Raw genomic sequence first — 19,134 nt, forward strand, 5'->3', positions numbered from 1 at the left:
GCTAAATCGAAGATTATAGCGCGGGTCTTATAGCCCCCGAACCCCCACTAGATAAAAAGTAATTAGAACATAAAACCTTTAAGCACCAAGGAAGGCGAAAACCAAAGTTTTTGGTGAGGCAAATCGAAGACGGAGAAGCCAGTGCAGGATATTGCCGTAAGCGCCAAGGCGCTCGGGAGGAGATACCCAAAGGGTTAAAACCATACGCTAGGGGATGTCGGAACGGGCTTCTGTAATAGAGCGAAAGCTTGTTGTCGCGAAGCACTTCTGGCAACCGACACTCTTGAAACACTCTCACCAGCCAGGACTTGCGGCATAACGTTGAAATTAGGCGCAAACAATTACCGCGAGTTTGCGGCTATTGCTTTGTCGCCTGGATCTGCTGGTTGGGCATTGTTCGTCTCAGCGACAGTACGGTTTCTTGGAAAGCTCGGCAGATCTGCATCAATGGGAGCCCAAGGCACCGCGTGATCAGTCCAAATTTGATATCTCGTCCGTCTGACTAGCCTTGGATCGTCCAGGACATTGCACTTAAGCTGAGGAATTAGAGTCGTCACTGCTACCGATTATTGCCTGGAAGATATTCCCTAGTAGAAATAAAAAAGCTGCACCTAACAACAGGAGCATCAGGCTTGCAAGAGTAGCAAAGGGAGAGATGATAAACAACAGTAAAAATGCAAACATTAGAGTTGTAACCAACGTCTTATTCATCTTTTTTCCCTTTTGATAATTTCTAATTCAACTTAACTTGCTACTTCCAAAGCTGTGCCACTTCTCTAGGAAGGAATTAGGGCGTGTTTATGCGTGAACTTTGAGTAAGATGACTTTCTGGAGAAAATAATCTATCCTGTAGCGTCAGTTACAAACAGTGCTGATACACCCTACAAATTTTTTGAGTTAATGACTGTGTAAATGGCATTATATTATAAAATGTTAATATGATTATGACTAGGCGGCATAAGTGAGGGGTGTCAGGCTATTTGGTCATGAGTATATCATTGACCATCTGTGCAGTTATCAGGTTTAAACGGGTATCAATTGCGACATCAATGCCACAAGACACAGTTATAGACATTCAGGGTTCTAACGGTGAGGCTGCTCCCAATAGAGTTACACCGATTCTTTCCAGTGAGAAAGCTGGGTGGAACAACATTCTTGTCGAGTACTGGCATATGCCGGCACACGAGTTGCCTCCACAATTGTTACCAGATTATGTCATTAACATACACTTCAAGGGCCCAGCTCGGACAGAGGTGGTGTGGGATGGGCGTCTTCTTAGCAAGCGCTTTACACACGGTGAAATAACAATTCTTCCTCCTGGCTTAAATTGCAAGGGGGCATGTTTGGAGGATAGTGACTTTCTTGTGCTACGCCTTCAACCTGGGATTATCACTCAAGTTGCACAAGAGTTGGACTATCCAGATCATATTGAGATTGCACCCAACTTGGGAGTCGTTAGTCCGCAAATCCAGCATATTGGTTTGGCACTTAAGACAGAACTTGAGTCTGGATGCTTGTCTGGGCGTATTTATGGAGAATCACTAGCAACGGCGCTGGCGAGTTATTTGCTACAGCAACATTCTACCTCTAAGCAACGCGTTCAAGATTTTGCTGGTGGTCTACCCAAGTACAAGTTGTGTAGAACCCTGGAGTACATTAATGAAAATCTGGAGAACGAGTTAACAGTTGCTGAACTTGCAAGCGTGGTGGAAATGAGTCCTTATCACTTTGCCCGCTTGTTTAAGCAGTCAACGGGTTTTACTCCTCATCAATATCTGATCAATTCCAGAATCGAGCGAGCAAAGATGCTGTTGGCAGAGAAAAAATTGTCAATTGCCGAGATTTGTGAATATGTTGGCTTTCGCAGCCCAAGCCACTTCATCGCATTGTTTCGCAAGTTCACGTCAATGACACCAAAAGCATATAGAGATCAGCTCTAGCTGCTTACAAAAGAATGCGGGAAGTTTGAAAGCCCACCAGCAACACCCTGAAATTATGTAGAATTTCAGAGTGTTACGTCTTTTAACAGTTACCAGTTATCAGTTATCAAGTATCCGCACGCTTCAGTTTCATCCTCCGGGGGAAACACCACACTCCTGTGCACCGTTCGTCAAGAGACGTGCCGTAGGCATAAGCGTTGGTGTCAGTACAACCACACCAGCCCGCAGGCGTCACTGCGTAGGTAGCTGTTCACTGTTTTAAGGGTGGTATGAAAAACAACTCGTGGGAGTGCGAGTCCCAGTCCAAATATCTGGGAACACAACACCTAAATTGTGCGACTGTAGATGTATAGCGGTAAAGCGCAATAAAAAACGAAGTAGATTAGACTTCAACCCGGAAGTTGTAAAACTCCAGTCCCCTATGAAGCAAGAATCCCATCGGCGCGTCTTTCCGTGGGAGTGTCAATACGGTTCGGATAAAATAATTTGTTTACAGTTTTTGTGGGGTGGGCTTTCCGGGCCGCCCTAATCTTGAGCTACCAACGACAACGTGTAAAATCTGACCTTGAGCAACTTTTCGCAAACTTAAGATATTTTCAGCAAGAACTGAATATCGTGCAATTTATGGTTTTGATACACTAACGTGTAGGAATCATTCAAACCCATTCACAAATTGAATTCTTGAAATCTTAAATTAGGTTTTTGCACAACCTAATTGTTCATTGCAAGTTTGTACGATCCCTGATTCATGCCAGATAGCTAGTAATCAAGCCCAGGTTTGCCACCTGGGCTTTTTTGTTTGTTCCGCTTTAAATTTGCAATAGCCCCTCTGGATTAACTGACAACAGCGATCGCCTCTGCAAACCCTCCCGATGTAAAATTTCATTGGCTGCGAGTAAGCCACTGCTTACCGCCCGTTCCATCAAGCCGCAGGGAAATGGCATTTTTACCCAATCGCCTGCAAACACCAAGTTAGGAATATTGGTGCTGGTTTCTGGGCGTTCGGCGTAACTATTTGGAGGATATCCAGAAAAGTTCTTTTGATTCACCAATTCCTGATGCAGCATTTTTGCTTGCTTTAACTCAGGAACAATTTCATAAAGTTCCTGCTCAAAAGTCATTAACAATGCTTCTTGGGTAGGAAATTGTTTTTCTTTGTAGCAATAGGCGTGTAACTCTACGACACTACCACCAGTGCGTTCTGCCCACTCAATAAATTTATAGGTTGCACCAAACTAGTTCCCATATCGTCTTTAGTGCCATTAAAAGCGAGTCCTTCAGGGTTGCCAAAAAAATAAAAGTGGAAGAACTGCATAAGTTCGGCAACACTCATCGTGTCTGGTGCATTCAAACTAGATTTGGCAAAAGGCAAAAAATACAAGTCATATAAACCTCTGGGAAATTCTTCCTCTACCCAATCAGCAACTGAAATATTATCAAAACGCCGATAATTCTTTTCCCGCTCAAAACCACCAATTGCTTGAAAAACTTGCATATGTTTGAATTTTGTCAGATTAATGCCCCATTGAAAGCGGTTGGGTGAGGCTATAGCTAAATCAACAATATTCCAAGGGAAAGCGGAATGACTGGGACGAAATACCCGCCATCGAACAGGTTTACAGCAGGCAATTGACGATGCAGGAGGTGACTTGCGATCGCAACTTGGTGCTGCAGGTGGGTGGTTTCTTTCTCAGCCTCCCATCCATTTTTTGAGTATGTTCCACAACGATATGCCTTCCTTGGGTGAAGATAATATTAAAAGGCTGGCAATTTGTAGCCAACAATGTGTTTTTGAGCCTCTGCGACAAACCTTTATCGAAGCGCAACAACGAGGTGAAATCCGCCATACCCGTCCCGAATCGCTCGCTGGGTTCTTTTTGTCGGTGATGGAAAGTATTCCCTTTGTCATCACTGGATCTGATGCAGCTTCTGGAGAAGTCGTCGTAGATGAGATGATTTCCGTTTTGTTAGATGGACTCAAGCCTCAGGTAGAAAGGGACTAGTACCGCAAGGCGGAAGTCACGCATTCACGCATTCACGCATTCAAAAGTATTATGGAATGAGGTTTTTAGGGATTTTAAATGGTGAACCAGCGCTATGCAGGAGGGTTTCCCGACCTAGGCGACTGGTGAACCCGAAGGGTTGCTCTATTTACGCCGCGTTGTACTAGTACTCTGTTTCATTAATTCTAATGGGTTACAAGATCCCCGACTTCTTAGAGAAGTCGGGGATCTGACGGCTACGACATATCAAAATTAATGACATAAACTACTAGTACAACAGGCACAGAGCGTGGGAACGCCAATAATTTTTTTGATATTTACCTAACTGCTGATAGGTAGACAAATCCAGACGAGGGAAACTAGATGAACGTCAATAACTCTCAACGCCCATTGCAAACTAGCCCTGACATGGGAGAGAAATTGATTGAGAGCGATTGCAAAGGTGCCAGTGCCCTCGTGCCCAATCGCCCCATCATTGAATATCGCAAGATGCAAGCACGTTTTGAGCAACAAATGTCACCGTATTGCAATCAAATTAATAGTGTTTTACATAGGAGTTAATTACAATGCAACGTTCTTTATGGAGCTTTTTACTTGTAACCGCAACCGTAAACTTGACAGCTTTACACAGTGCTTTTGCAGTGCCGAACAGTAGCCTCACCGTCACCATTAACGGGTTGAAAAACCAACGTGGGCAAGTTTGCCTGAGCCTGTTTTCTGGTGGGCAAGGATTTCCTGGCAGTAGCGATCGCGCGGTGGCTGCCCGTTGCGTCAAACTAGAAAACGCTCCGGTGACAGTTAAATTTGAAAACTTAAAATCAGGAAATTATGCGATCGCCGCCTATCATGATGCCAACAACGACGGCATCCTCAATCGCAATCTATTGGGTATCCCCACTGAACAGTTTGGGTTTTCTCAAAACCCCAAAATTCTCACAGGTCCCCCCAAGTTTGGGGATTGTGCGGTTCTAGTTGCCGGTCCACAGACTAACATTCAAATTCAATTGCTGAACTTTTTAGGCTGAAGTCAACGCAACAGCATTGCTTTGTTGCCATCCTACCGGACAATAATGTAAGCAACCCCGCTCTAAAGAGACGGGGCTTCAGCAAAAGTTGAAGCCTAGCTTACCCGACGCGCGTACCTCGCGTACTACGTTATTGGCAAGTGTAAAAGAACCTACCTACAAATGCGTGAAGCCAGTTTGTAGCTCTAGAAGTCGAAGATTAAACATCTGTATGGGTTAAGGAAGTGTCTTCGACATAGTACCGACCAATAACATTGTCCAGGCTCACATTACCCGTAAGGAGGGACTTTATGTCCAAAGTGTTTGTAATCAATACCAACAAAAGACCACTTGACCCAATTCATCCAGCACAAGCAAGACAGCTTTTAAAAAATGGTAAAGCCGCAATTTTCCGTAAATTTCCCTTCACAATAATCCTAAAAGAAGCTCGTCTAGAATCATCCGTGCATCCCTTAAGAATCAAGATTGACCCTGGTGCAAAAACAACCGGAATTGCAGTAATTAACGATTCAACGGGTGAGGTAGTATTTGCGGCAGAACTACAGCACAAAGGTTTTGCAATTAGAGAATCTTTAATCTCACGTAGACAACTACGTAGAGGTAGAAGAAATCGAAAAACCAGATATCGGCAAGCAAGATTCAATAACAGAAAACGCCCAAATGGTTGGCTACCACCAAGTTTGATGAGCCGTGTTCACAATATAGAGACTTGGGTCAACAAACTAATCAAATTAGCACCAATTACTGCTATCTCTCAAGAATTAGTCAGGTTTGACACACAGTTAATGCAAAATCCAGATATCCAAGGTAAGGAGTATCAACAGGGTACGCTTGCCGGATATGAGACACGCGAATACTTGCTAGAAAAGTTTGCTAGAAAGTGTGCATATTGTGATAAGCAAGATATACCTTTGCAGGTTGAACATATTTACCCACGGTCTAAAGGAGGCTCTAATAGAATCTCAAACCTGACTCTAAGTTGTGAAAAATGTAACACCAAAAAGGGGACTAAAGATATCAAGGAATTTCTCAAAAAAGACCCCGTTCGGTTGAAAAAGATTGAAGCGCAAGCTAAGAAACCTTTGGCTGATACTGCGGCAGTTAATGCAACTAGATTCAAGTTGCTTGAAGTCTTAAAAGCAACTCAATTACCTGTTGAAACTGGTTCTGGTGGTTTAACAAAGTTTAATCGTACTCAACAAAATTTAGAAAAAACCCATTGGATTGATGCGGCTTGTGTAGGTATGTCAACTCCTATTCTTAACATCAAGGGAATTAAACCATTGTTTGTTCAAGCAGTAGGACACGGTTCTAGACAATCATGTCGTACTGATAAGTATGGCTTCCCAACCCGACACGTACCAAGAAACAAAATACATTTTGGTTTTCAAACTGGAGATATTGTTAAAGCAATTGTCAAGACTGGTAAAAAAGTAGGGACATATGTTGGTAAAGTAGCAATCCGTTCATCAGGTAGTTTCAATATCTCAACTAAGAACGGATTAGTCCAAGGCATCTCTTACAAATATTGCAAACACATTCACAAAAAGGACGGCTATTCGTATGCATAGCTTGAAGAATCTGACGGCTAATAAATTAGCCGAGTCGTGTTTCCTCTCAGGTCGCGCATACGCGCTCGTTTCCACACTCCCGGAGGCTTTTAGATGAAACCCAGAGCGATTTAAATCGCTGGTGATCTCTCGTAAGAGGACAATTTGAATGTTACCAAAATGTGGGTAATGACAAAGTTTTAGTTATGCGTATTCAAATAGTTGTGATTTTGATTGTGGGGATGGTGGTGTTTCAGGAAAATCAGCAAGCGCTGGCAAACTCTGAATCTACTATCTTAAAAACAGATAGTTTGAGCCCATCGCCAACCCCTCCTTTACTAGAAAAACTTAGAGGGAAAAGTGTCCAGACTGGTGAGGTTAACCAGAGAGTTGTCAAAGATATCCAGATCCGTTTTATCAATGATAAAGGCAAGTTTGTCGATGATAAGGGTCAACCGATTGAGGGGCGGACTCAGAAAGATTTTATCATCGACAATCTGAAACTAAAGCCAGGTCAAGTATTCCGTGAGGATGTCCTTCAAAAAGACTTGCAACGACTGAGGAGATTAAACTCATTAGATAAAGTCAATGTTTCCCTACAAGAAGATGACTCCGGCGTTAATATCATCTACGACATTAAGGAGCGTCACTTCCCTTCTCTAAGCTTCGGCGGTGGTAATAACGGTGATGTTGGGCTTTATGGTCAAGTGGGTTATGAAGATGCAAATATTAACGGTCTTAATGAACAGCTAGATACCAGCATTCAGGTAAGCGGTAAAGATGTTCAGTTTGATAGCCAGTTCACCAGTCCTTATCGTCGTGGACAACCAAACCGCCTAGGCTACAGCTTCAGAGTTTTTCGTGAACGAGATTTATCTCGAACCTTCAACGATGATATCAAGCTGTCCAACGGTAGCACAGCGCGGGAAGGACGATTTGGCGGCTCTCTAGCAGTTTTAAAATCTTTCAATGACTGGGATACAGCTTTTGGTCTTAACTACACCAGGATTAGCCTTCGCGATCGCGATTATAATCTTGCACGAGTGGATAGACTAGGAAGCCCTCTGTCAGTAAGTGGTACTGGCATTGATGATTTGGTTACGGTGTCCTTTGCTATAAGTAAAGATCAGCGCGATCGCCGTGACAATCCAACTCAAGGATCGCTCCTCACCCTCAGCACTGAACAAGCAATTCCGATTGGACTGGGTAAGATTTCCAGCAACCGACTGCGGGCAAACTATATTTTATATGTGCCAGTCACTTGGATAGGTAATGGTCGCTTAACTGAAAATCCAGAAATGTTGGCTTTTAATTTGCAAGCTGGTACAAATATTGGGGAGTTTCCACCAGCAGAAGCGTTTGATTTGGGTGGACAGAATTCTGTACGAGGCTACGGAGGTGGTAAAGTCGCCAGTGGACGTAGTTATGGCTTGGTTTCTATGGAATATCGTTTCCCGATTCTTCAGTCGGTGGGAGGAGTTGTCTTTGCTGACTTCGGGTCAGATTTTGGATCTGGCAAAACAGTGCTAGGGGAACCGGGTGTACTGCGAGGTAAACCTGGGAGTGGGTTTGGTTACGGGTTAGGACTGCGAGTCAAATCACCGTTTGGGCTCATTCGGGGTGACTTGGGGATTAGCGACCAGGGAGATATAAGATTTGAAATTACCACTGGTCAGCGGTTTTGATATGAAGTACTGCACTCTGTCTTCCCAGAACCACACTTGCGGAATCAAGAACAGCTTGTATGCCTCCAGCTTGCCTAAAATAGATAAATACTCACAATTAAACTAAGGATAAATTTATGCAAGAAGTCTCTAATTATACTCAAGAACTCACAAACCGCATCTCACGAATTGTGGAGAATTTATTTAAAGGTAGTAGCTTTTACATGGTGAGATTAAAAAAACAAGAAAGGATTGAACACTTAGTCAATCTTTTTGGTAAGTTTTCGCCTGAAGAATTTAGAGCTATCCCTGATGATGAATTAACACGTAGAATTGACAAGCTTTTAGTTTTAGAAGCAGTTTCCGGAACCCTCAACGATTTGACTCCAGAACAAATCAAAATTTTTGATGAGGCAGTGGAAGGAAGATAAATAGAGTGGCACATTTACTCGATACAAACATTGTTAGTTATATTTTGAAAAAAAATATTACTCTAGAACAAAAGCTGGAGGAAGTAACTAGTCTAGGAGAAGAAGTTTTTATTAGTTGCATAACTTACTACGAGATAAAAAGAGGTTTAGTTGCTGTAAATGCTACAAAACAACTAGCTGACTTTAATATTTTCTTGCGAAAATATGAACTTTTATTTTTAGACGATATAGAAATTATTGAACAAGCCTGCAAAATTCATGCTGATTTAAAAGTAAAAGGCAGACCAATACAAGATGCTGATATATTGATAGCTGCTACAGCAATTACACGTGGTTTAATTTTAGTTTCTAATGATTCTGATTTGCAGAGAGTAGAAGGGTTAAGTTTAGAGAATTGGTTACAAACTGATGCCTAAATATCTAAAATGTGGGGTAGACCTCTTTCAAAAGTTCATTTTCTAATATGAAATCACAGATAAACAAGAGATGTACACAGAGAATTTTTCTGCATTGGTCTGCGTGCATCTAAGGTTACAAATACTCTTAACTTGGATTTTTCCAAAAATTCTCATGACTCAAGGTTTAATTTCCTTCAGGACTTCATTCATTGGATAATCTTGGTCATCAAACACTAGAGATACTTCACATCTTGTTAACGGGAAAGGTTCCAAAAGCTTGCCCTTTTCCCAGCTTTCCAGTCGCCACCAAAGAGTTTGTACAGCTATCTCTTTACCATCAACAAACTCAAAAGTGATTTCACCAATGTTATTTAATCCCACAACTTCTTTGCCTTTTCCTTTCTTACCTAGGTAATCACGATGGTTTCTTGCCATTGATAGGTATTGTTCTAAAGGCTGCTTGCGATCTTGTCCTGGTAGGGGTGCTTTGACAAAATATGATTGCTCGGAATGGTAGCTTCTCGGTTTATTAATGTCTTCTGCTTTCGCTGACAAAAAGTCAATGCGGTACCACCATTCAGGTTTTTTGGTAATTTGTAATGCTCTAAAGCAATCGCGTTCTTGCACTAAATTTACTTTCGCCGGACTACCTTTGAGCCTCCAAGGAAGATGTTGAACTGTGTTGTCTACAAAAGTATAAAACACACCAATTTCTAGTTCCTTTCCTCCTTTGTTTTCCCACCCTAAAATCTCTGCTGTTGGTATATATTTGATAATCCTAAAAGGAACAAAACCCTTTGTATGTAATGAATGGCTCCCACCTAACCCCTTGACTTCATTCTTAAGCGAACTGCTCGTAAACTGGGCAACAACAAGTTCAGTTTTGACATTTTTTGAACTTTGGAAAGGACATATTGCCGAGTATTGCAAGCGAGCTGCAAAACTGTAGTGAACATCACCAGATAAGATAATGACACGACTTTGCCCTGCTGGTAATGCCCGTAGTGCGAGTCTGGCAAACAGCCTTTCAAATGCTGTTTCTTCCAAACCCCAAGCTTCAGGGTCAAAAGCCCAAGCCGCAGCACCGAGTGTTTCTGCAACACTTTTAGCTGTCTTTTGTACGGCTTCTAAAAACGGTAAGCCAACCACCGGACTGGGCGCTATCACCAAAGTCACCCGTGCATTTTGTGGGCGAACGACTTTTGATATTTGTTCATCGCAACCTTCAGCGCTTAAAAGTGCAGGAAAATCAAAGTCCTTGCCTGGAAATTCCCGCCATGTGCGCGTATCCAAAACTAAAACTTCATATTCTGGACCAATCACAGTGTAGTGCCATTTTAGAGAACTTTCTGTGTGAGTGACTCGCCTTGGCAGACTTGTTCTAATATCTTCAACGGATGGCAAACCAATGCGCAAAGCAATTTCTTGTTCGTGTTGTGCGTTTGTACCAAGAGAAGCTAACCACCCCTCAGCAGCTTTCAGCAATGCATCTCCTGGTTTTCCTTGCTCAAACTGTTCTGGTGTGTTTCCCCAAGCTTGGCAAACAGCATAAGCAAGTAAACTATTTTGCAGCACGCGCCTACCAAGAGGTTTATTGAAGACGCGATCGCACCACGCCATATTCAAAAACCAGTCATCTGTAATTTCATGGTCATCAAATATCATGTACGTGGGAATATTAGCCAATGCACGCCTGATATCCTTCAGCGTTGTCTGAAAATCTTGTAAATAGCCAATTTCTTCTTTAAATGAAGTTCGATCCTTTCCAGATCTTGGTGCGTCGGGATGAACATCTTCATATGTTGGGAAATCTTCCGGTTTAGTCCACAGCACATCACTCCAAGCAAATAAATACATTGCCAAGAATTCACCTAATGTGAATAAATGACTTTTGGCAAGGCAGCAAATCGTGTTAATTTTGGTAAAGCTTGCTGTTAACCCAGCGGTCTGTGTTGCTAAAATATTACGTTTTCCCGGATTTAACTCTTCAGTATTTTTGACATCTGGTAATGTTTCCGACCATCCCAAAAGTGTCTGACTGGCATCCATTAACATGAAAAGTAAGGCATCAGCCACATCATCCACATAAATTTGGTCGCCTGTGAGGAAGAGTTGATGCGGTCGTTTCTTCGGGTCTTGTTCTAATGCTTCCCTAATCATTTTGTCCACTGTCACAAGTGCATCAAGACTTTCACCATGTGCCTTGCGACAAGAACCGTGAATAATGCGTAAATCATCTAAACGCCTTGGCACAATTGCAAAACTCGGCAAGTCGTATTGAGGATATGTAATATCTTTAAGTGACCCTTCTGGAGTTAATACACCAGGCTGACTCAGGGTTTCTCCATGACCAAAATATAAATTGTAAAGATAATTTTCACCATGTAAAAGTATATTTGATGAAGTTTTAGCGGTGACAGCAACTATGTGCAAATAAGTACCAAATTGAGTTGTTTGTCTACTACCACTAAATAGTCTTCTTTTATTAGTATCAAATATTTCTAGAGTAACAGTACGGCTTTCTTTCAAAGCTATCCATACAGTTACGACATTGTTGTCAGCGCGTCTGAGAATTGGTCCAGCGATAACAAGTGGCAGCTGATTAATCCGTTTTCTTAAAGGTGTCCATGTCATGGATCTTCTGCCATCAATAATACACTTCGAGTCTATTTTGTCCCTGAAATCTGCTCAGTTTCAGAGAAAAAATATTCTACAATTGTAAGACCCAGCGGCGAAAGAGTTCTACAATAATGTGCCAGTGTCCCTCAATTTCTTCAACGACATCATGACGCTTTAGGGTATTGAGCGCTTCTTGTAAAGCGGCAATTTCTATATTTGTACTTTGAGATAACGCTTCAATACTTAGCCCTTCTGGTGATGGTGCTAACGCCCTAAGTATCGCCTGCTGACCAGCAGCACCCCGCGCCGCCTGACCCCAAACGCCATCAAAGTAGTAGCGTCCCCGTTTGAAGAAATCTTGGTCATTGACAACTGCTTCCACATCCTCTACTGTAAATGTAGAATCACGGGCGCGACCTGTGTTAAAAACTTCGTCATTGTAGCGCCGGACGAGTTGGAAACCAACAAGCTGCACGAGATAAGGTTGTCCGTGGCTGAGTTCGTAGATTTTATCTAACGCTTCCGGCGTGTAGTCGAGGGGAAAGTCTTCAAGAGATGGATTTGCAAGGATTTGGTGAGTAGCCCCAGCTTCCATAAAACCAACTTTGATAGTGATGACACTGGCGTAGAAAGGTTGAAAGTAATCGGCTGTCATTTCCTCCAAGGTGTGTAAACCTGCCAGAACAAAAGCGATTTTAGAGCTTTTGTGCGCTAACCCCCGGAGATATCCCATAAAATCTACAGGGATTTTTCCCGCCTCAATCAGTTCCTCAATTTTCTCAAACTCGTCTAACGCGACAATCAAACCCTTAGTCCCTAGTTCTCCCTCCACCTGTGTCAAGTATCTTGTAAACGTTCGTTGCGGAAGACTCAGCAAATCCTCATTGGTTGGAGGTGGAATTTGCATCACTTCAGAAATGGCATCAGAAATCGCCATCAGCACTTCTACCACTCCTTCGGGAGCATCTGCAACTTCTAAGAGGTTGACATAAGCTACTTGTACACCTGCTTTTACAAAACTGGCGACATTCCGCAGGATAGAAGTTTTGCCCATCCGCCTGTGACCGTAGATTACGATAGATTGGAGTTGAGAACCCCTCATCCACAACTCCTGCAACTGTCTGATCACGTCTTCCCGTCCAACGAAGCGATCGCCTACAACTGGATCGCCAATGATGTAAGGATTACTCACAGGCTCAGTGATGGAAATTTCCCCGACTTCCTTGGCTATTCTCTCCAAGGCTTTTCTCCAAGTCTGGGCGATGTCTACAATTAGCCCGCGTTCAGCTTGCGGCAGAGTATCAGGATTATCTAGAATTTCTGTGAGTTCCCCTAAAGCACGGTTGAGAGCTGAGGAGCGTAGATAAGCAGACCGACTGCGCTGTATAATCTTGGCATTCTCAACGACAGAACGTAGAGAGGTGAGAGTTTGCCAGGTCACTGGACGCAGCAAAGGTTCTTGTGGAAAGGGAGGAATTTGAACAGCAGCGATCGCGTCTGGTTCGTTAGCTTGGTTAAAAGCTGCTAGAGTTTGGGCGAGGGTGAACATTTCTTCACCGTAGAGGAGAGAACGCACGACTGCAAAAGCCTCCTGAGCTTTCGCTGGTTCTTTTTCGTGCAGATGCCAGAAACCAGCCGCAGCAGCACGGGCGGGAGTGTCTAAGCGAGTGTCTGTGAAAAAACGAGCTTGCTGTTGTTCTTGCCGACGACGAGTTAACACAGGAAAATTTTCGACAAAATTTGATTTGAGTGTTTCATTGAGAGAAGCTGAGGCAAAACACAGGAGTCGCCAATCAAAAGGATCTTCAGCTAGCTGAACGACACGAAAGACGACTTGCTCTGGAGGCGTTTCTGCGAGCACCAGATTCACAGCTTGAATCACGGCGATGAATTGAAGAGTGTAAGCCAGCAATTGGTTGGCATTATGCAAACCAGTCTCCCAGTCTCGACGCAGCCAAATTTTCAGCCGAGAAGACAGAGAGTAAAGGGGAAGTGAAGTGACATGGGGAATTTGCCATTGTCTATTCTGGGGGAACCGCAGAACAAGAGGTAAACTCAAAAGCCAATTTTCTGGACGGAGCATCGCCACCCCTAACGCCACGCATAACGACGCTATGAAGCCAAACGCCACGCCAAACGCCACGAAGCTATACGTCGTGCCCGCTACGAAGCTATACACCACGCCAAACGCTACAAACGCCACGCCAAACGCCACGAAGCTATACGCCACGCCAAACGCCACAACGCTATACGCCACACCAAACGCCATGCCAAACGCCATGCCAAACGCCAAGCCAAACGCCATGCCCGCCATGCCAAGCGCCACGCCAAACGCCAAGCCAAACGCCAAGCCAAACGCCATGCCTGCCACACCGCCCGCCACGCCAAACGCCACGCCAAACGCCACGCCAAACGCTACGCCAAACGCCACGCCTAACCAATTAATAGGAACGCTTATTTGCTCAAGAAGCCAAGCCAACGTCAGTGGTGTCACAACAGTTAACACCAACCCTTGGAAAAGCAAATTCCGCTGAATGGAATTTTGACGCAGCAACCCCCATCCCTTTCGCCAATTTATTTCCTGTGGAGGAATATATCCACCCCCAAAGGTGTCCAAATACCACCGCAAAGCCTGGGGGAAGTAAAACACCCAGTACAACAGGCGCAGATAATCCAGGGGGTTCCACAGCGAGAGGGGGCGCTTGAGTTTGGGGGCTAAGTCTAGGCGGGGTACGGGGGGTTGTTGGTTCATTGCAGGTTCTCCTTATATATCCCAGCGGCGGAGAACCCCACCCCTAGCCCCTCCTCCGCAGTCGCCTCAACGGGGGGAACCCCCGCACGGCGCTGCTCTCCGCAAGCGAGGAGGGGTAGAAATGCTCCTTTCTCTGTGCTGGTAGTTTGCCAACCCAAAAATGACGGGTAAGCGTAGTTTGTAGTTGGCGCTTTAGCGCTAAAGCGCTCACTACAAATCGCGCAAAGTTTGTGTGGTGGACTGCAAATGGGGAGGGGTGGAAATACTCCCATTAGTATCAACTTAAGCCAAAAGTCATTATTGACAAGCATTGGATCATTTTTCAAGGTACCATCGAGATTTTTGATCCCCCCTGAATCCCCCCTTGGAAAGGGGGGAAATAAAATCTTAGCCCCCTTTTTAACTCTGTTGGGGGATCTAAAACGACGGTAAATTGCGTGTTTGAACTTAAGTTGACACGTATGAAATACTCCCCCCTCTCTGCTTGCGGAGAGGGGGGTAGGGGGGTGAGGTTCCTCAAAACGCGGAAGAGTCATTGCACCTCCTCCACATACCGCGCATAAGTTCGATAGCATAGCTGCATGAGTTTCCGAGGATGTCCGCTACTCTCCTGCACCAGTTGCACAATCTCCTCCTCAGTAAAACTCACAGAAGTCCCCGCCAGACGATTGGCAATAAAAGCACGCATGGTGGTTTCATCCCAAGGCTGAATGTGTTCTTCCTGGCAAATACCCGCCAGCGGTGATGTCTTACCTTGATCATGACTATCATTAAACAAATCGTTGAGTGGTTCAGTCGCAGCTAAAATCAGCTTTAGCGGCGCATTGCTTCCCTCAGCTAAACCGCGCAACTTATCCCGTACTCCACGGGTGAACCCCTGCCAAGTCATCTTTCCTACATTGTCTAAAGCCAGCAGCACTTTATTTTTATGTGCTTTCAAATTCCGGGTTAACATATACCCTGTACATTCCGCGATACCAACCTCGTGACACAACGCGCTGTAGAAGTCCTCTTCATTATCTATATAATTCAAATCTAAAAAAACTGGCTGACGCAGTGGTTGCAGGCGATTTTTCGCTTGTTGGCAAATCGCCCATAGCAGCGAGGATTTGCCCATACCCTCTTCTCCTATTAAAGCCACACTACTACCGCTATTTAAAACCTCAAACACCCGCTGCATTTCGCGTTCTCTTCCAAAGAACAGTTGCGAATCTTCTACTCTGCCATGCTGGGGAATGAAGGGGTTGGGAATTGCCCTTTCTGCTTTCGGTTTTGAAGCAGGAATTAGGTCTTTTTTTACATAAATAACTGGTTTGAGATGCTCTGGAATACCTTGTAGTTGAATCTCTACACAGCCAAACTTATAAGCATCTTCAATCGAACGATTTGCCGCTAATGCTTTGTAAAAACCAACAGCAAAGGCGATCGCAGCTTTATCGCCAATTGCGTCATTCATCCCAATCACAAACGGGATATGTTGAGCGATCGCCTTTGCCTGAATTTCAGAGTGGCAAGCATTTAGCACCACACAATTTACGTGCCGTGCGAACAACTCAAACATTGCTGCCAAAGCATCAGGCTTCACAGGCTGGAATTTGCCCACTTCATTCTCAAAGCAAAGTTCTCCCTGACTTGTGCCATGTCCAGAAAAATGTATAATAATTGGCTCAAAATCAAATATAGCTTGAGTAATATCCCCTACGCGAACTGACTCTCGCTGTTCTAGCTGATATTTTTCTGGCGCTTTGGCTATTCGCAATCTTTCTTTAATATCTCGGAACTCTTGCCCTAAACGTAACCGAGAAGCATCACTCGGATCGGCTGCTAAAAACAGGATTTTTACAGAAATAGCACCGCTCATTTAGGCAATTATAAGAGTTAAATTACTGAAGAATATAACACCTAATGACTAAGTAACGCTTTTAGAGTGTGAGGATTTGCCAGTAAGCTCAAAATCCTATAATTTGCACACCATCTTTAAATGAAACTCTTGTGGGGTGGAGAGAAGTTGCGTGCGGGGGTTCCCCCCGTTGAGCAAACTTCGGAGCATCTTGCCCGCCCAAATTGTGTAAATTAAAGGCACAACAGCTTATAACAAGAGCGATCGCCTAAGAGGCGGCTCCCTTTCGGAGCATCGCACTCAATTTCTACACAAAAAATCTTGCCACAGAACAACTAAAACCAGGCGATCGCCATTGCACAACAAGCTGTCGTTAGGAATGTACAAGTTGTCGTTAGATCACAACACGCTGTCGTTAGGAATGTACAAGTTGTCGTTAGATCACAACTAGCTGTCGTTAGATCCTAACAAGCTGTCCTTAGATCACAACAAGCTGTCGTAAGGACACGATAAAAAGTTAAAAAAATATTAAGTAGAGTGTGTTATGGCGAAGCGCAACGCACCATTGATCTCAATACCGTTCAGATAACACCAGAGTCCTTATCAGGAACACAATGTAGAACTCTCGGATGGCGCGTCTCTACACAATGGCGCGTCTCTACACACATGATTTTTTACACATCAACCTTAACAGCAACCGTATTGACATATAAAGCCGTTTTTACTTCTGACTCCTGACTCCTGAGAGGATGTCTGAAAAGTATATGAAAGGTATATTTTGTCATTCTGAGTGTAGCGAAGCGGAACGAAGAATCCAGAGTTTGAGGCGTAGGCTTGAGATGCTTCACTACGCTGTCGCTCCGTTCAGCATGACATTTTTGACTTCTCAGACATCCTCTGAGTCCTGAATTCTGCTATACACAGTTTTTAGCGCTGTAGCTGCGGCATAAACATTCATTAATTGCTTCAACCAGTATTTTGCTCAAATACCAAACTACTAAAATTAGTAAATAACTCTTAAAACAATTAAATCTATGACAATTCTCCAAGCAAAAAACCTAACACTTGCAGATGTTCACCGTCTTTTCGACTTCCAAAGACAGTACAACAGTTCATTTTCTCCTATCTTATCTCTCGAACATTTAACTGAATCTGAGCAACAGGAACTCATCCAAATTCGGAATGATTTTGATAGTTACCTAATAGAAGGAAAAGTTTCGGAAGGACTTGTTAAAGCTTTAACGCTCTTTCCATTATTGCGATTAGCTGGATTTTATCGCTATCCTATTAAGATTAGCTTGGAAGAAGAAATCGGAGATATTGATATTACAGATGAAGATACTAAAATTACAGGGCGAATGGATATTTTAGCTGTCAATAAAGCTCAAAAGACAACAGCTAAAGCATATTTTTGGATTTTGGTCATTGAATCTAAAAACAGTAGTATTGATCCATCAGAGGGCTTACCGCAATTGCTTACATACGCTCAGAACAATCTGAAACATCAAAAATCACTCTGGGGTTTGACGACTAACGGACAGCGTTATCAGTTTGTCTATATCTTACAGGAAAATCACCCAACTTATCAATTAATGCCATTTCTAAACTTAATGGAACCTGAAAGTGCGATTGAGTTACTACAAGTTCTCAAAGCTATTTGTAAACTTTAAAAGATAACATCATACCTGAAAACCAATCCTCTTCTTTTCTCTGCGTCCTCTCTTGTCTTGGCGGTTCATAAAAAAGTTTTCAGATTGATTCTGAAAACTTACACATCAAGCTGTGAGTGCAAAATAAGTTATTTCCTAATACCTAATTCGTGGATCTACATAAGCATTGATAATATCAATCACAATGCTAGCAATGACCACAATTCCCGCAAAAAATACTAGAACTCCCTGCACCAAAGGATAATCCCGCGCATTAATGGCATCATATAACTTATTTGCCAATCCGGGCCAAGAAAATGTTACCTCAGTCAAAATTGCCCCACCTAAAAGTGAAGCAAAGGTTAAACCCATAACGGTAATTACCGGAATAAGAGCATTTTTTAAAGCGTGAGAAAATAAAATATTTCTTTCAGGAATACCTCTTGCACGCGCAGCTTCCACATAATCAGCTTGCAAAGTTTGCTTTAAATTCACTCGCACAATTCGCTCAAAAATACCACTCAGCAAAACTCCCAAGGTGATACTCGGAAGTGCTAAATAGTGCAAAGCAGTGAAAAATTGACTGAAATTTGCAGTTAATACACTATCAATTGTATACAAACCAGTGATACCCTGTGGCGCTGGCATAGTTGTAGGAAAGCGCGTTCCCAAAGGAAACCAATTTAGCTGTACTGCAAAAATCAATTGCAGAATCATCCCAGCCCAAAACATGGGGAGTGAGTATGTGATAATACCAAATAATCGCCCGCCAACATCTAAATAAGTTCCAGGGCGAGAAGCAGAAAGAATACCAATCCCAATTCCAACTATCAGTGCGATCGCCATACTGCAAACCGCTAATTCCACAGTTGCTGGGAAATATTGCCCAATTACCTCCCAAATAGCTTGTCCACGACTCGCTATAGAAGTTCCTAAGTCCAGACGCAGCAATTGTCCCATGTAATTTAGGTACTGCAGCCATATGGGAAGATTTAAACCCAGTTGTTTTCGCAATTCCTCCTTAGCACTTTCTGGCGCACGTCCACCGAGAATTGCATCTACTGGATCTCCTGGCGTTGCACGTAGTAAGAGAAAAACGGCTGTGGTTACAGTCCATAGCATCAACGGAGCTAAAAGTAAACGGGCAATAATGTAATACTGTAAGGCTTTTGAACGAGACATAATATGTTAGTTGTTGGTTGATAGTTGATAGTTGATAGTTGTAGAGACGCGCCATGGCGCGTCTGTACATTAGTTGTTGGT

At 43.4% G+C, this 19,134-nt stretch carries 15 protein-coding genes and 1 pseudogene; 9 read left to right on the top strand and 7 right to left on the bottom strand.

The window, feature by feature from the left end; all coding sequences use genetic code 11:
• Positions 1 to 341: 341 nt before the first annotated feature.
• Positions 342 to 557: a hypothetical protein gene (locus AACT52_RS37720; RefSeq protein ID WP_158054940.1), complete on the bottom strand. Its 216-nt coding sequence runs from the start codon at positions 555 to 557 to the stop codon at positions 342 to 344.
• Positions 532 to 711, bottom strand: a complete 180-nt coding sequence (locus AACT52_RS37725) for a hypothetical protein (RefSeq protein WP_073635377.1) — start codon at positions 709 to 711, stop codon at positions 532 to 534. The genes AACT52_RS37720 and AACT52_RS37725 overlap by 26 nt, the downstream gene beginning before the upstream one ends.
• A 275-nt stretch (positions 712 to 986) precedes the next feature.
• On the opposite strand from AACT52_RS37725, the gene AACT52_RS37730 reads away from it, so the two are divergent.
• Positions 987 to 1,940 (top strand): helix-turn-helix domain-containing protein, encoded by a 954-nt coding sequence (locus AACT52_RS37730; RefSeq protein ID WP_083630751.1) that lies wholly within the window; start codon positions 987 to 989, stop codon positions 1,938 to 1,940.
• Positions 1,941 to 2,749: 809 nt separating this feature from the next.
• Here AACT52_RS37730 and AACT52_RS37735 read toward each other — a convergent pair.
• Positions 2,750 to 3,540: pseudogene (locus tag AACT52_RS37735) on the bottom strand (FAD-dependent oxidoreductase); the annotation flags it as partial.
• A gap of 49 nt (positions 3,541 to 3,589) precedes the next feature.
• Between AACT52_RS37735 and AACT52_RS37740 the strand changes: the two are divergent.
• The 7 genes from AACT52_RS37740 to AACT52_RS37770 all read left to right on the top strand — a co-directional run bounded on the left by AACT52_RS37740 (position 3,590) and on the right by AACT52_RS37770 (position 9,029).
• The gene (locus tag AACT52_RS37740) at positions 3,590 to 3,943 is read left to right on the top strand and encodes a hypothetical protein (protein WP_083630752.1); all 354 of its coding nucleotides are present in this window, start codon (positions 3,590 to 3,592) and stop codon (positions 3,941 to 3,943) included.
• 363 nt (positions 3,944 to 4,306) lie between these two features.
• The gene (locus AACT52_RS37745) at positions 4,307 to 4,504 is read left to right on the top strand and encodes a hypothetical protein (protein ID WP_073635381.1); all 198 of its coding nucleotides are present in this window, start codon (positions 4,307 to 4,309) and stop codon (positions 4,502 to 4,504) included.
• A gap of 5 nt (positions 4,505 to 4,509) precedes the next feature.
• Positions 4,510 to 4,968 carry a DUF2141 domain-containing protein gene (locus AACT52_RS37750; protein ID WP_073635382.1) on the top strand — a complete coding sequence of 153 codons (459 nt, stop codon included), beginning with the start codon at positions 4,510 to 4,512 and terminating at the stop codon, positions 4,966 to 4,968.
• A gap of 290 nt (positions 4,969 to 5,258) precedes the next feature.
• On the top strand, positions 5,259 to 6,539 hold the full coding sequence (gene iscB, locus AACT52_RS37755) for an RNA-guided endonuclease IscB (RefSeq protein WP_073635383.1): 1,281 nt from the start codon (positions 5,259 to 5,261) through the stop codon (positions 6,537 to 6,539).
• Positions 6,540 to 6,724: 185 nt separating this feature from the next.
• Positions 6,725 to 8,203 carry a BamA/TamA family outer membrane protein gene (locus tag AACT52_RS37760; protein WP_073635410.1) on the top strand — a complete coding sequence of 493 codons (1,479 nt, stop codon included), beginning with the start codon at positions 6,725 to 6,727 and terminating at the stop codon, positions 8,201 to 8,203.
• A 116-nt stretch (positions 8,204 to 8,319) separates the two neighbouring features.
• Positions 8,320 to 8,613 carry a hypothetical protein gene (locus AACT52_RS37765; RefSeq protein WP_073635384.1) on the top strand — a complete coding sequence of 98 codons (294 nt, stop codon included), beginning with the start codon at positions 8,320 to 8,322 and terminating at the stop codon, positions 8,611 to 8,613.
• Between the two features lie 5 nt (positions 8,614 to 8,618).
• The gene (locus tag AACT52_RS37770) at positions 8,619 to 9,029 is read left to right on the top strand and encodes a type II toxin-antitoxin system VapC family toxin (RefSeq protein ID WP_073635385.1); all 411 of its coding nucleotides are present in this window, start codon (positions 8,619 to 8,621) and stop codon (positions 9,027 to 9,029) included.
• A gap of 159 nt (positions 9,030 to 9,188) precedes the next feature.
• Here AACT52_RS37770 and AACT52_RS37775 read toward each other — a convergent pair whose 3' ends face one another.
• The 3 genes from AACT52_RS37775 to AACT52_RS37785 all read right to left on the bottom strand — a co-directional run bounded on the left by AACT52_RS37775 (position 9,189) and on the right by AACT52_RS37785 (position 16,243).
• Positions 9,189 to 11,645: a hypothetical protein gene (locus AACT52_RS37775; protein WP_073635386.1), complete on the bottom strand. Its 2,457-nt coding sequence runs from the start codon at positions 11,643 to 11,645 to the stop codon at positions 9,189 to 9,191.
• 76 nt (positions 11,646 to 11,721) lie between these two features.
• Entirely contained in the window at positions 11,722 to 14,382 is a 2,661-nt protein-coding gene (locus tag AACT52_RS37780) for an ATP-binding protein (RefSeq protein ID WP_073635387.1), read from the bottom strand.
• Positions 14,383 to 14,914: 532 nt separating this feature from the next.
• Positions 14,915 to 16,243, bottom strand: a complete 1,329-nt coding sequence (locus tag AACT52_RS37785) for an nSTAND1 domain-containing NTPase (RefSeq protein ID WP_073635389.1) — start codon at positions 16,241 to 16,243, stop codon at positions 14,915 to 14,917.
• A 1,013-nt stretch (positions 16,244 to 17,256) separates the two neighbouring features.
• Here AACT52_RS37785 and AACT52_RS37790 point away from each other — a divergent pair.
• Positions 17,257 to 17,892: a restriction endonuclease subunit R gene (locus AACT52_RS37790; RefSeq protein ID WP_073635390.1), complete on the top strand. Its 636-nt coding sequence runs from the start codon at positions 17,257 to 17,259 to the stop codon at positions 17,890 to 17,892.
• A 135-nt stretch (positions 17,893 to 18,027) separates the two neighbouring features.
• On the opposite strand, the gene AACT52_RS37795 is transcribed toward AACT52_RS37790, so the two are convergent.
• Positions 18,028 to 19,053 carry an ABC transporter permease gene (locus AACT52_RS37795; protein ID WP_073635391.1) on the bottom strand — a complete coding sequence of 342 codons (1,026 nt, stop codon included), beginning with the start codon at positions 19,051 to 19,053 and terminating at the stop codon, positions 18,028 to 18,030.
• Positions 19,054 to 19,134 lie beyond the last annotated feature (81 nt).

Origin of the sequence: Scytonema sp. HK-05 (assembly GCF_963872035.1) — a bacterium.
In the GTDB taxonomy this organism is placed as follows: domain Bacteria; phylum Cyanobacteriota; class Cyanobacteriia; order Cyanobacteriales; family Nostocaceae; genus Kalymmatonema.